We start from the raw sequence: 14852 nt of genomic DNA, 5'->3' as shown, positions 1-14852 counted from the left end.
TCCTCTCAATTCGCCCAATCCGGCATGAGGCTCAGATGCAAATGGGTATGGTTCTTTAACAGCGGGAGGTTGCTATGAAGCGAAAAGCAATGGCGCTATCGGCGGTTTTTGGGTTCCTGCTCTCACTCGGATTGCCGGCCATGACATCCAGTGGTTTCGGACAGTCGCTGGAGATCAAAAACTATGACGGGGTCCCCTACCTGACCGGCGGAATCGGCTTGGGTGAGAGGGAAGAGATGGAAGCACTCGGGCGCGACTATAATATAAAATTGGTGTTTGCCGTACAGCAGGGAAATTATCTTTCCAATGTCGCAGTGATGGTCACCTCAAGCACCGGCGGCAAAGTCCTCGAAGCGGTTTCCGACGGGCCGTGGCTGTATGCAAACTTGCCGCCGGGCACCTACACGGTAGCGGCGACGACCCTGGGCAAAACCATCAGCAAAGGGGCACGAGTCACTGCCGGAGGCCGAACCCAGTTGAATTTCGTCTGGCCGGGCAGGTAGAGACAAACAGCCCCCTTGACAACGGAGTTATAATAGAAGACGGAAAGGCAAAACTTTCCGAAAAGCAAGAGAGCCAGGTTTTCCCCCTCCTTCCTGGCTCTCTTTTTAATTTTCAGCATCACCCCAACAGGTGCAGCACAACATCGGCAGAAAGCACACCCGCCCGGCGGAAGCTCCGGATTTTAACCCATGCGCCGGTCTGGGGTGTGCATGCCGCATGTCCACACCACAGGAGCCGTGCTGTGTATGATCTTCGCACCCGCATCGATGCCATGCGGCTCAGTCCAAATCCCATAGAATACCCCGCTTGACGGCTTCTCTCCCGAACCGGCTCTCGATAACGTCCATGGCCCGATCCAGTCGTTCCTGCTTGGCGACGGCGGACTCCTTAAAGAGCTTCATCTGCTGCACGCCGCTGCATAGATTTGATACGGCAACGCCCGTCAGGCGAACTTTTCTGCTGACCTGCACTTCATCCAACAATTGCACGGCCACCTCGAATATGGTCCGCGTGCAGTGGGTGGGCTCGTGCAACGTGCGGCTCCGGGTAATGACGCTAAAGTCGGCAAACTTCACCTTGAGGGTGACGGTCCTGCCGAAGAAACCGTCACGCCGCAGTTCCCGTCCCACACTTTCCGCCTGGAGCAGCAGCCGTTTGCGCAACTCCGCCGGGTCCGAGATATCCTTGGGAAAGGTGTCCTCCGCACTGCAGGACTTGGGAGCCGAGTCTGGAATCACCGGCGAGAAATCCAAGCCCTGTGCCTTTTCATGCAATCTGGCGCCGTATTTGCCCAGCCGCCTGACCCAGAAGGACAGAGGAAACCTCAGGACATCCGAGGCCGTGGCCACCCCAAGGCCTTTGAGGATCTCAGAAGTTCTTCTGCCGATGCCGGGAATCTGATCTACGGGCAGGTGCTGCAGAAAGCGCTGCACCCCGGTTTCATCCAGGATGAACAAACCATCGGGCTTCCTCAGGTCCGATGCAATCTTCGCCAGAAATTTGTTGGGAGCGATTCCGATGGAGCAGGTCAGGCCGGTTGCCGCTCGAATCCTTTCTTTTAATCGCGCGGCCAGCTCGCGGGATGAACCGTGCAGGGACTCCGTTCCAGTGATGTCCACATAAGCTTCGTCGATGGAGATCTGTTCCACCAGAGGCGAAATGCCCTCGATGATCCGCATCACCTGGCACGAGACCTGCCGATATCTGCGCATGTTGACGGGCACGAATATGCCGTGGGGGCACAGGCGCCGTGCCTGGAAAATGGGCATGGCGGAATGAATGCCGAACTTCCTCGCTTCATAGGATGCGGCTGATACCACGCCGCGCGTTGAACCACCGACGATGACCGGTTGACCTTGCATTTCGGGGTGATCGACCTGTTCGACGGAGGCATAAAAAGCGTCCATGTCGACATGCATGATGCGGCGAATCATCGGGATCCCCGGCATGGATGACGAGGCTCACTTGACCAGCATGACCGGGCAGTGCGACAGGATGCTCACCTTGTAGCTGATGGTGCCCCATCCCTGGGGTGCATTGTCAACGCTCACCCGGTGAGAGCTCAAAACGATCAAATCGATATTGTTGCCCTCGGCAAATCTGACAATGTCTCGAATCCTTTTGCCGTAAACAATTTTGCTGCCTATGGCCAATGGCTTGTCCTCGTATTCCCCGGTCATTTCGCCCATTTTCTTTTGCGCTCGTTTCTTCAGCTTCTCATAAAAATCTTCGAACTCTTCGAATTCCGAGTCCTCTATCATTTCAATCACATGCAACAGAGTGATCTTACTGCCATCGTTCAAAGCCATTTTCACCGCGATGCTGAGTGCCTGCATCGTTTTTTCAGTCAGGTCAGTGGGGACCAGAATGTGTTTGAACATGCAACTACCTCCGCAATAGCCCTATGGACCATCAAGCCATGTTGACTGATCCAATTTTAGTGGAACCCGCCCGTAATTTCTCCAACGGGTGAAGAGCGAATTCATCCACCACACCCTTTGAATGATAATCTCCCTGCAGTCCTCTTTAAACCCCCGCCAGGTTCAGCGGGGTCACCGGCAAGCATGAAAGCACTCAGCGCAGCGGCTCAGAGGCATGAGAAGCACACTGCTTTCTTTGCAGGCACTTTGCCAGGAACTGCCGCCACACTGTTTGGTATTTGCGGCCGCCCACCAGGTAGGTATCATTATGTCCGGCTCCGGCAATCTCGTACAGGTACTTGGGAGCCCGGGCCTGTGCATGCAGGGTTCTGGCCATGGCAATTGGAATGGTCCGATCGAGCTGCCCGTGGATAAAGAGAATGGGGGATTGAATCAAACCGATGAGCGCCAGGTTGTCATATTTATTGTTCCCAACCGCTTCGGGTTTGTACATGGGGAAATGCAGCTTCATCATGTCGTCGGTCGACGTGAATGCCGCTTCCAGCACGACCCCCAGCACATGTTTTCGGCTCGCCACAAAAACCGCCAGGGCGGTTCCCAGCGAACGTCCCAGGAGCATCACAGAGGAGGGTGCAAATCCCCTCTCCTCCGTGAGGAATCGGTAGGCCCCCTGGGCATCCAGGAAAGTGCCCGCTTTGGATATGGTGCCTTCACTCAATCCGTACTCGCGATAATCGAATAGGAAGATGGGTATCCGCAGGGCCTTGTGGAGCATCTGCAAATTGTCCAGTCGGTGGCTGATATTTCCTGCATTGCCGTGAAACCACAACAGCACGGCCCGGTGATCGGGACCGTCCACCAGCCACCCATGCAGCCGGGTATCGTCGGTAGCCGGGAAAAACACATCCTCATAGGATCCCAGGCCGTAATCTTTGGGGGTTGCTTCAAGAATTCGCTCCGGAAAAAAGACTGTTCCCTTTTCTTGCATACCAGTTCCACCATATGATCGGTTTCCTGCAATCTCAATCTCGCCACAACGGGCCAGTCGCAGGTTGGGTTGAGTCCCGCGGTTCGAGTGACTCAACCCAACGCCTGTTTTGCCGGGTTTCGTACTTCGACCCCAGCCTGCCTGGAAACCAAATTGATTTTCTTAAAGACGACAGCCGGCTTGGTGCAATCCCAGCGTCGGCATGACTCGTCCACAACCGCGTCTGAGCTCAGCAAACCGGACCCGCGCCGGCCTGCTTCGGGGTCGCCGACAGAGCGTGGATTACGTCCCTGTGGCGCGGCAGATAAATCTCAAACACCGACCCCTTGCCGGGCTCACTCATCACTTTGATACACCCCTGATTCTGCTTGACGATTCCATAGACCGTGGCCAGCCCCAGACCCGTTCCCTGGCCCACATCTCGAGTGCTGAAGAAGGGATCGAAAAGACGCTCCTGCGTCTCCCGGTCCATACCGCAGCCGTTATCGGCTACACTCAGAACCGCATATTCGCCCGGAGCAAGCTCCGGATGAGCAGCGCAGAAGGCCGCATTCACGACGCTGTTTGTGGTTCGAATCTGCACCAGCCCGGCCCCCTGGATAGCATCCCGCGCATTTGCGCACAAATTGGTGAGGATCAGGTCCAACTGCGAAGGATCAATCTTGACCGGCCACAGCCTGGTGCCGGGCAGCCACTGCAGGTCCATGTCCTGGCCCATGAGCCGCCGCAGCATCCTCAGCATTCCTTCCACCGTATCGTTCAAATCCAGCACTTGCGGACTCACCGGCTGCTTGCGGGCAAAGGCCAACAGTTGCTGAGTCAAGCCGGCCGAGCGCCGGGCAGCCGTCAAGATCTCCTGCAGGCTCGCGCGCAGTGGCTGGTGCGCATCGACCTCGTCCAGGGCCATTTCCGTGTAGCCAATAATCACGCCCAGCATGTTGTTGAACTCGTGGGCCACGCCACCCGCCAATCGCCCCACCGACTCCATCTTCCTGGCCTGGAGCAGCTCGGCCTGCAGCCTCTCACGTTCGGCTTCCGCCTGCTTGCGCTCGGTAATATCCTGGTTGACGCCATAGGTTTTCACGGTCCTGCCCTGTTCATCCTTGACGACAAAGAATCGAACATTGATATGGCCGATTGCTCCGTCGGCATATACCATTCGGTGCTCGAGTTGTCTGCTGTAGTCCGCGTCCGTCGCCTCGATGGCCCTTTGCACTTCTTCCGCCACCATGTTGCGGTCGTCGGGATGAACGAATCGTTCCGCATACTCTTGGGGCGAAAGGTTATAGCCACCGACCTGATCGACGGTGGTGCGGAAAATCCGATAAAATGCATCGTCGAAGATAAACAGGTCCCTGGCCACGTCATATTCCCAGTAGCCCAGACGGGCAATTTCCACCGCCTGGGAAAGCCTTTCCCGCAGCTTCCGCTGCTCTTCCTGCATGCGCCTGCACGCGGTGATTTCTCGCGTCACCCCCTGGAAACCGACCGGAATTCCATTCGCATCCCGTACGAAGGATACGTGAAAGGAAATCCACATGAGGCTACCATCGGCCCGATAGTGCTGCACCTCAATCAGTCGCGTGCGATCCTTGTCACAATGCGGATCTTCTTCCTTCTCCAGTTCTTCGACAAAAATCGCCTGCAGCTTTTTGAGAGAATCCGGCGGAAACTTTTCTTCCATGGTTCTCTGCAGATGAGCTTCCGCCGGTTCCCCCACCATCCGCTCGATCGAGGGACTGACATAGGTCGTGCGCAGATTCAAGTCGGCGGTCCAGACCACGTCCGACATGTTTTCGGCAAGTCGCCGGTACTTTTCTTCACTCGCCCTCAAGGCAGCCAGGTTCTCCCGTTCGCGCCGGTTCGCCCGGTCCGCCCGGTCCGCCCAGATCAATGCGGTGCAGGCCTTGATGAGGGGCTCAATGGAATCCGCAATGGCTTCGGCGTAATCGTCCGGGCGGTTGGCTACCCCCAGCACACCGATAATTTCGTCGCCGAAATAGAGGGGAATGCCCATATAGCGGATGAGGGGCGGATGTCCCGGGGGAGTTCCCTTGGACCGAGGGTCATGGCGAAGGTCGTTGGCGATGATGGTTCGCCCTGTGATTACCGGCGCGCCGGCCAGGTTGTTCATTTGGTGTATTTCGAATCGTTGCCCCTGCAATTCCTCGTACAGGAGTTTGCTTGCAGCGTCCCAGGAAATGTCCGACAAAGCAAGAACCGTTAGAAACCTGTTGCCGGACGCGTCACACAAAACCTCATCGAGGAATCCGAAAGCACTGCCGGTGGCGTTCACCAGGATGTCGAGCAACTGGTTGTAGACCTGCCTCGGATCATGGCCTGAGATGAACAGGTCCTGGGCCTGGCCGATGGCGGCCAACAAAGCATTCTGCTCCTGCAGTTTCTGCTCGGTTTGGCTGCGGTCGACCTCACATTGGCGCAGTTCGTACGTGCGCTGTTCGAGCAGAACGTCCTTATCGGTTTTGCGGGACGCACCCTCGTGCTGTTCTTTCATGGTTTCCTCACCACCTTGGCATCCGCCGGATGATCTGCTTCACCGTTTGAGGCGCTTGCTGCACTCAAATTGCCCTGCCCCACGCAATCAAAGCAAGACTTGATTCCAGCCGACTGGTTGACGGTGTCAAGCCATCGGGCCGAATAGATTATTCTCATATTTACCCGGGTCAGTTGTCAAACAAAGAACGTTCCACCACGCAGGCGGTCTGTTCAGCAACGGTCGAATAATCATAACGCCGGGTCAGGCTGCCTTTTCGCGATCTGTGCCTGACAGCCTGCCCCTTTGGGGCAGAATGTCATCGGTCGATCACCTCCCGCACTTTGGCAGCCAGGGCCTGAATGGTGAATGGTTTCTGCAGGTAGGGAACCCGGGATTCAAGAACCCCCCGGTGGGCGATCACGTTGTTCGTGTAGCCGGACATGTAAAGCACTTTTATGCTGGGATGCTGTTTGGACACTTCAAGATAAAGTTCCTTGCCGTTGATGCCGGGCATGACCACGTCGGTCAGCAACAGGTGCAGGGGACCTTCGTGAGATTGCAGCACGGTTAAAGCAGCCGGACCATTTTCGGCCGAGAGTACTGTATAGCCCTTCCGCTCAAGAATCGCGCCGGCGAGCCTGCGCACCTCTTCGTCGTCCTCAACCAGCAGAATTGTCTCAGTGCCGGCCATATCACCGGCTGTTTGCTCCGTTTCCGTCTCCTCTGCGGGCCCTTCCCGCAAAACCGGCAGATAGATCTTGCAGGTGGTCCCTTTGCCCGGTTCGCTGTAGACCCAGATATTGCCTCCGTGCTGCTTGACGATCCCGAACACGGTGGCCAGGCCAAGTCCCGTGCCCCGTTCACCTTTAGTGGAAAAAAACGGCTCGAAAATGCGCTCGCAGGTTGCCGCGTCCATACCGCGTCCCGTATCGCTGACGGCCAACATGAGATACCTGCCCGGCTTCATATCAGGCCGCGCTGCCGCGGACCGCTCGTCCAGCTCCGTCATGGCGGTTTCGATGGTCAATTTGCCTCCGCCCGGCATGGCATCGGCGGCGTTGACCGCCAGATTCATGATCACCTGCTCGATCTGTCCGACATCGGCTAATACCGGACTGATATCGGGTGACGTAACGAGCGTGATTTCGATGTCCTCCGGAATGGTTCTCAGCAGCAGGTTTTTGAAGTCTTCAATGGTTCGGTTGACATCCACCGGCTTGAACTCCAGGGGCTGTCTGCGGCTGAAGGAGAGCAACTGTCGCACCAGGTCGCGGGCTCGAAATGCCGCGCGCAGTATTTGGCTCAATGGTCCTGTGCTTCGGTCATTGACGCCCAGGTCCGCCAACAGCATTTCGCCGTAGCCGATGATTGGGGAAAGCAGGTTGTTCAGATCGTGCGCCACGCCCCCCGCCAGGCGACCGACTGCCTCCATCTTCTGAGCTTGGAGCAGTTGCCCGTGCAATTTATGCCGCTCCTGCTCCATACGACGCCGCTCGGTGATGTCGCGGCCAATGCCCAAAACGCCCGCTATTTTGCCTCGAGAATCGTAGATGGGCGTCCTGATGGTTTCCACCAGCTCCCTGTGGCCGTCGGCATAGGTGATCTCTTCTTCGCTCACACCGGGTTTGCCCGCAGCGATGACCGCTTCATCCTTGTCCCTGAAGGAGTCCGCCTGTTCCCGGCGCAAAAAGTCATAATCCGTCTTGCCTATGATCTGAGATTCTGCTGATCCAAAAAAACGTTCAAATCTCTGGTTGCAGGTCACATAGACCCCTTTTGGATCTTTCAGCCAGATGAGATCGGGCAGCGTGTCGATCAGCATGCGCAGCCGCTCTTCATTGGCCACCAAGGCCTCTTCCGTGTGCTTGCGCTGGGTGATGTCAAGATACGTTCCACAAACATGCAGGGGGTTACCGTCAGCGTCGCGTTTCAGCATGCGGCCTTTGACAAGCACCCAGATATAATGGCCGGCCTTGTGGCGCAAACGATGTTCCATGTCATATGAACCGGTCTCCCCCTTGATGTGAGCGGCCATGGCCTTCATCACCGCAGGCAGATCGTCGGGGTGGACCATCTCTTTCCACGCATTCGCCCTCTGGCGGGTCTCATCAAGCGTGAGCCCGAGCTTGCGCACCCAGTTTTCGTTGAAAATGACCTCGTTGGTTTGCACATTCCAGTCCCACGTTCCCAAGTCGGCACCCTGTACGGCCAGTTCAATCCGATCTCGCGCTTCCTCCAGTTGGCGGGTGCGCACCGAGACCATCTCTTCCAACAGCTCCCGCTCCCGGTATACGATGCCCGTCAGCACGACCAGCAAGGTGGTGAGCATTACTCCCGCCGCTGCTGTCAACCACCCCGTCTTGTCGGGATACAGGCTCAGAAAAGCCGGTCCTGCATGGGCCGTCACCAGAAAAACCTCTCCGAAGACAAAGATGGGGCGCGTTACAGATAACCCGCAATCCGCGCGGTCGCCGTCACTCCATGACGCAGCGAGGAACTCTCCCGGACCATCCGGACGTCCCATGGTGAGATCCAGAAACGCGACTCTATCGGAATGTGCACTTTTCAGCACATCGCCCATCCGCAATGTGGCCGTGGCAAACCCGAGCAACCGCGCGGGTCCGTCCTCGCTGAAGACGGGATGAAACACCAGGGCGGCTTTCTCATCATCCGTTCCCTGAACCGGGGTGAGAGGATCGGTGCAGGCTGGAAAACCGGTGCGCATGGCCTCTTCCAAAGCCTTGCGGCACAACGGCTCAGAACCGAGATCGTAACCCAGGAGACCCTGGTTCTCCTCAAAGGGCGCCACCCGCGTGACAGGGTAGTAAACATCACGCCCCGCAGCAACAGTGCGTTTGCCATGGTCCCCCCCTTGCCAAATAACAAATTGTGTCACTCCCGCAGCCAGCTCCCGCGATTCTATTTTCTCTTTGTCCTCTGCGCGCACGGACTGACTCCATCCCCAAGCCCGGACCGCCCGATTCTCCACCAGATAACGGGTATAATCCCGGAATTCTCTGGGGCTGATGTAATCGCTCGACTCGAAATAGCGCGCGATGGCTTCTAATTCGACATTACGCAAGGTATAGAGAGTTTCTGCAATCTCCGCTGTCTTGCCGTACGCCAATTGTTGAAAGGCATTGTAGCGCGCCTCGGCTTCTTTTTGATGGGCCAGCCAGGCGACCAAAACGGTCAAGAACAATCCCGCCGCGGCAACCGTGAGGATCGGCTCCAGACAGCGCGATCTGCGTGCGGCCAAAGCAGTGGTGCGGCCATGGCGAGCGAGCAGAACGGACCCGCCCACAAACATTGCGGTCATGGTGAGAGTGAACAGCATCGGAGGCAGTGAAGCCCTCACAAGCAGTTGACTCCAGTCCCGGGCATCATAGTCAACGCCCAGAACCGCAAGCAGGTCGCCGGTTTCGGGGTCGACAATGGGAACCAGCGCGCTGACCCATGTGCCCCAGCGGTCGGCGGTGGGACCCGGGGTGAGCGCAATCTTCTCCTCAAAAGGACGTAGATCCTCAGCTGTGATCTCGTCAAATGTCTGGCCGGCGGGTGATTCATCTTTTGAGCCGACGGGTTCGCTGTCCACAAAAAAGAACACGCTGCCATCCTCCCTTCGGCCCATTAGGTAAAGGAATCGGCACTTTTGGTCGCTCGCCCTGACACAGGCGAACTGGTGTTTGAGCCGAAGGTAGCTCGGCTTGTTGAAATCCGCAGCCGTTCCGGAAAGCGCCCGAAGGTTCCGGAGATTGACAGTGTCTGCCACAAGCCGGGCCTTGAAGAGCAGATTTTGGCGCATTTGCCGATCCGTTCGATTCACCGTGTCCCACGTAAACAATCCGCCAACGACAAGCATGACCGCCAGTACAATAAGGATACGCCGCTTGCTCCCGTTCAGTTCTTTAGGTCGTGCGTCATTGTTCATAAGAGCATTCCAGGCCGTTAGGGGGCATCTCTATTCGGAGACCTGCATCAAGCCAAATCTACCCCAAAAAACAGGGTGTTCCGCCACCGGAAGAGAAACGATCGCGTTGTTTTTTCTGTTGACTGACTTCCTTTCTTGGAAAGGAGCATGACCCTCTGGAATCCAGCACGGTTCTTAAAAAGAACCGCGCCCCTGCAACGAGACCCTTGAGAGAAGGCCTTCCAGCCAAAGCTGTACCAGAACCCCCATGCAACAGCAAGCGGATTCAAGTCACCTTCATTTCCAGCCGCATGGCCGGCAGTTCGACACCGATATGTCAGCAGATGCGCCTTGCGCGCGGCAGAAAAAAAGCATAAACTGTTTGTGTTTTTCGTCACACGCTGCTAAAGGTTATGGCAACATCCCCCTGGTTCTGGCTTATACCCGGCCGCTTGACTTTGTTCGAAGGAAGATCGGAAAGTTACACCATGGACAGGCATCACCTGGAGAACGTGACCGATAGCGTCATAACCAGAATGGTTCCCATCGAAGACTCGAATCACCATGTCTACGAGAATCTTGCCCAGGCCTATGAGGCGGAATTCTCTCCGGTTACCGGCAAGTTTCCGGAAGAGAACGGAAAGTATAAGCTGGATACCATCTGCAGAGAGCCTCACTTCGGCTATCTTTTCTATGAAGACAATATTCCCATCGGCTTCGTGGTCCTGGGGTTCCTGGACCAGAGCTATGATGTGGCCGAATTCTACGTCATCCCGACCCATCGCAGGCACGGAATCGGCCGACACATGGCCCTTCGCGTTTTCGCCCGGTACCATGGGCATTGGCAGGTGCGGCAGATGGTCAAAGCCGATTGGGCGGTGGCCTTCTGGCGGAGAGTCATTGGGGAATATTGCGCTGGAGAGTATCAAGAGGATCTGGTGGATGATGCCTATTACGGACCGGTCATGAGGCAAAGATTTGTCAGCAACCCCTGTCGGTAGACTACCTTCCGCCGGAGAATAAAGCAGTATGAAGTTTCCAACATCTTTGTGGAGTGTTGCCCTGCTGGCGGTTGCGCTATGCCTTGCGGCCGGCGCTGCCGGGGTGCACGCTCAAGCTCGCAACGGCGCCGAGTTCAACGACCTTAAATTCGATCATGCCTTCAACCTGGGAGTACCGGGCGGACAAACGTTTCTCCAGGACAACGACGGCTTCCTCTGGATAGGCTCTGACGGCGGGGGCTTTTTCCGCTACGACGGCTATGAGCTCAAGAACTTCGGAGCCGGACCCAAAGGGTTATCCAACGGCAATGTTTGGAGAATTGTCCAAGATTTTGAAGACCCGGAGGTTTTCTGGATCGGAACGTCCGGGGGTTTGAATCGCTTCGACAAGGCCACGGAGACCTTCACCTGGTATCAGCACTATCCGGATAATGCGCGAAGTCTCGGCAACAATACCGTCCAGGACATTGTTCAAGACACGAACGCGCCGAACATTCTGTGGCTGGCCACGGCCGGCGGGGGATTAAACAAATTCGACAAAAACACCGGCACATTCACCCGCTTCGAACATGATCCCGGCAACCCCGAAGGCATCAACTTTCCAGATGTCTGGAGGATCATCGAGGACCGTCGTGACGGCAATATTCTCTGGGTTGGGACCTATGGGGGAGGATTGGACAAGTTTGCCAAAGACTCGGGAACCTTCACCCACTATCTACATGATCCCGGCGATCCAAACAGCTTGAGCGCCCGCGGCAACAATGTCGATGCCCTGATCCAGGATAAGGACGATCCCGACATCCTGTGGATCGGGACCCCGGAAGACGGGCTCGATAAGTTTGACACGCGCACCGGGACTTTCACCAACTACTCCGTCGAGCGAACCCGCGGCGAGGTCGCCCTCATTTACGATGACGGCAAAGGCAGGCTGTGGCTTGGCGGATATGTCACCAACAATGGACTGACCCTGTTCGACAAAAAAACCGAAACCTTCACCAACTACAGGAACGATCCCAACGTTCCCGACAGTCTGGCCAACGACCTGGTGGTCAATGTCTACGAGGACCGTTCGGGAATCTTGTGGATCACCACCTATTCGGGCAAGGTGGATAAGATAGACAAGAACCGTCAGCGCTTTGCGCTCTTTCAGCACAAGCCGAACGCCCCCGGCAGTTTGAGCGACAGTGCAGCAAACCACATCTACGAAGACCGGCAGGGAGTGATTTGGATCGGGACGCAGAAGGGACTCAACCGCTTCGACCGGAACACCGGCACCTTCACGCGCTACACGCACGCTCCCGACGCCCCCGACAGCCTGGATGCGGATCATGTGCTCAGCACATATGAGGACTCGTCGGGCGACTTCTGGGTTTGTCTGTACGTCGGACCCCTGACGCAATTGGACAGGCAAACGGGCAAAGTCATTTCTCGCTATGCCGCCGAGGCGGAGAGCTTCACAAAAATCGTTGAAGTCCCCCGCCAGTATCCGCACATTCTCTGGCTGGGGACCCACATGGCGGGCCTGGCCAAATTCGACAAGCAATCCGCAACCTTCACATTCTATAAGCCCGATCCGGAGCACCCCCGGAACGGGCCGAGCAACACCTATGTTCAGGAAGTGTTTTACGATGATCAGGATGAGGTGATCTGGCTCGGTGGATCCTACGGCGGAGGACTGAACCGGTTCGACCCAAAAACCGAAAAGTTCACGCACTATGCGGCTGATCCCGGCGACCCAAACAGCCTTTCGTGCGACGCCATCGCGGCCATCTATCGCGACCAGAGCGGGAGCTTGTGGATCGGCACGAAGGGCGGGGGACTCAACCGATTCGACAGCCGCAACCGGATTTTTGTCCATTATCAAAGGAAACATGGCGTGCCCACTGAAGTAAACGGCATCATCGAGGACCATCGGGGGCACCTGTGGTTAAGCACCAATGATGGGATCGTACAGTTCAATCCCGCAACCGAGAGGGTTGAAAAGCACTACACCCGAAGTGACGGACTGCAGGGGGATGCATTCCTGCATGCCAGCGCTCTCAGGAGCACAGACGGCGCCATCTGGTTTGGCGGCACCAACGGAGTCAACCGCTTTTACCCCGACAGGCTGGTGAGCAATCCGTACGTGCCGCCGGTTGTGTTGACTTCTCTGACCCAGGGCGGCGAAGCGGTCAATTGGGACAACAACAAGATTCCCCCCAGGCTCAAGGACGTCACGCTGAACTGGAAAGACAACTATTTTGAATTCGAGTGCGTCGCTCTGAACTACACGACTCCGGAAAAAAACCAGTACAAATACATGCTCGAAGGATTTGACCAAGACTGGTACGCCGCGGGGGAAAAGCGATTCGGGAGATACTCCAGCCTGCCGCCGGGCAGATATGTGCTGCGTATCATTGCTTCCAATAACGACGGAGTATGGAATGAGGAGGGGGTGTCCCTCAACGTGGTGGTTGCGGCACCATGGTGGAAAACCGACTGGTTTCATGCCCTGGTGCTGCTGACGCTGCTGGGTTTTGCCTTTGGCGGCTATCGCTGGCGGGTCAAAACCATCCAGGATTACAACCGCCAACTGCAAGCGCAAGTGGCTGAACGAACCAGGGAGCTGGAACGGGCGAAAGAAGCGGCGGAAGTCGCCAACCAGGCGAAAAGCACCTTTCTCGCCAATATGAGCCACGAACTTCGCTCTCCCCTGCACGCCATTCTCGGGTTCGCCGGATTGGTTTACAACAGCGCGCAGCTTCCTCCCGAACAGCGGGAGAATCTGAGGGTGATCAATCGCAGCGGGGAACATCTCCTCGATCTCATCAACCAGGTGCTCGATTTGTCAAAGATTGAAGCCGGCCGGATGATGTTGAACGAGTGCGACTTCGATCTGCCTCGGCTGCTGGATGATCTGGAAGACCTGTTCCGCTTTAAGGCCGATGAAAAGCAGCTCCAGTGGCTGTGTGAACGAGATCCCCGCATTCCGAGATATGTGCGCGGCGATGAGGTAAAAATCCGTCAGGTGCTTCTCAACCTGCTGCATAACGCCTTCAAATTCACTGCGACGGGGAGTGTTACCCTGCGCGTTTTCGTCCATGAAGGCGAGGGGGAAGCGCTCCGGGGACAGGGTCAAATGAGCACATCCCCGGCACGGGTTGAACTCTGCTGCCACATCGAGGATACCGGACCGGGCATTCCGCACGCTGATTTGGAAACGCTGTTCGAAGCGTTTGCTCAGGTCTCGACCGGCAGACAGTGCGAGCAGGGAACAGGATTGGGGCTGGCGATCAGTCGCAAGTTTGCTCGCATGATGGGGGGAGATCTTACGGTTACCAGTGAATTGGGCCGTGGCTCCGTGTTCACCTTCCGGACTCACCTACAGATAGTCAGCGGCGCCGGTCTCGAAGGCAAAGGAGTGAAGCCCCGGGTCATCGGGCTGCAACCAGGGCAACCCTGTTATCGCATTCTGATTGTCGATGACCGCTCCGACAATCGCCAGCTCCTCATCGAGCTCCTGAGACCGCTTGGTTTCGCTGTCCGGGAAGCGGCCAACGGCCGCGACGCCCTTGAACTCTGGCAGAGCTGGCATCCCGACCTGATCTGGATGGATATGCGCATGCCCGTCATGGACGGCTATGAAGCAACCCGGCAGATCAAGGCTACGGCCAATGGGCAAAAGACGCCCGTGATCGCCTCTTCAGCCTCTTCTTTCGAAGAAGATCGGAGCGCCATCCTTTCGGCAGGCTGTGACGATTTTGTGCGCAAACCGTTTCGCGAGGGCGAGGTCTTCAACTTGCTGCAAAAATTCCTCGGAGTGCGCTTCCTCTATGGGGAAGGACGGGAAAGCCGCAGTCTTTTTCGGGACGCCGGCGAGACTCTCAACCCTGAAGCTTTGGCGCTGCTCCCGGCGGATTTTCCAGAGCGTCTACAACGGGCCATTGACCAACTCGACGATGATCTGCTGCGGGAAATGATAGAGGAAGTTCGCCCGATCCACGAGGCGCTGGCTGAAGCCCTGCTGGTTTTGGTGAATCATTTTGAGTATGATAAAATAGTTGAGTATGTCCAAAAGAGACATGAGTAGAGC

General features: G+C 56.7%; 8 protein-coding genes. 3 read left to right on the top strand and 5 right to left on the bottom strand.

All coding sequences use genetic code 11. The features are described 5' to 3' along the window. Positions 1–74 precede the first annotated feature (74 nt). Positions 75–503 (top strand): carboxypeptidase-like regulatory domain-containing protein, encoded by a 429-nt coding sequence (locus K1V27_RS09275; protein ID WP_258929604.1) that lies wholly within the window; start codon positions 75–77, stop codon positions 501–503. Between the two features lie 279 nt (positions 504–782). Here the strand turns inward: K1V27_RS09275 and K1V27_RS09270 are convergent, their stop codons facing one another. The 5 genes from K1V27_RS09270 to K1V27_RS09250 form a co-directional block, all read right to left on the bottom strand. Beyond that, the gene (locus tag K1V27_RS09270) at positions 783–1952 is read right to left on the bottom strand and encodes a DNA polymerase IV (protein WP_258929598.1); all 1170 of its coding nucleotides are present in this window, start codon (positions 1950–1952) and stop codon (positions 783–785) included. A 12-nt stretch (positions 1953–1964) separates the two neighbouring features. Beyond that, entirely contained in the window at positions 1965–2384 is a 420-nt protein-coding gene (locus tag K1V27_RS09265; RefSeq protein ID WP_258929597.1) for a universal stress protein, read from the bottom strand. A 193-nt stretch (positions 2385–2577) separates the two neighbouring features. Beyond that, a complete protein-coding gene (locus K1V27_RS09260; protein ID WP_258929596.1) occupies positions 2578–3372 on the bottom strand; it encodes an alpha/beta hydrolase in 795 nt (264 codons plus the stop codon). A gap of 229 nt (positions 3373–3601) precedes the next feature. Beyond that, complete coding sequence (locus tag K1V27_RS09255) at positions 3602–5887, bottom strand: PAS domain S-box protein (protein WP_258929593.1); 2286 nt, start codon at positions 5885–5887, stop codon at positions 3602–3604. A 298-nt stretch (positions 5888–6185) separates the two neighbouring features. Then, positions 6186–9800 (bottom strand): CHASE domain-containing protein, encoded by a 3615-nt coding sequence (locus tag K1V27_RS09250; protein ID WP_258929592.1) that lies wholly within the window; start codon positions 9798–9800, stop codon positions 6186–6188. Between the two features lie 467 nt (positions 9801–10267). On the opposite strand from K1V27_RS09250, the gene K1V27_RS09245 reads away from it, so the two are divergent. After that, positions 10268–10780 (top strand): GNAT family N-acetyltransferase, encoded by a 513-nt coding sequence (locus K1V27_RS09245; protein WP_258929589.1) that lies wholly within the window; start codon positions 10268–10270, stop codon positions 10778–10780. 28 nt (positions 10781–10808) lie between these two features. Next, positions 10809–14849: a hybrid sensor histidine kinase/response regulator gene (locus K1V27_RS09240; protein ID WP_258929588.1), complete on the top strand. Its 4041-nt coding sequence runs from the start codon at positions 10809–10811 to the stop codon at positions 14847–14849. Positions 14850–14852 lie beyond the last annotated feature (3 nt).

Source organism: Desulfoferrobacter suflitae (assembly GCF_022603395.1).
Lineage (GTDB): Bacteria > Desulfobacterota > Syntrophobacteria > Syntrophobacterales > Syntrophobacteraceae > Desulfoferrobacter > Desulfoferrobacter suflitae.
The sequence above is the reverse complement of the archived record's forward strand: the minus strand, read 5'-3'. Positions and strand labels throughout refer to the sequence as shown.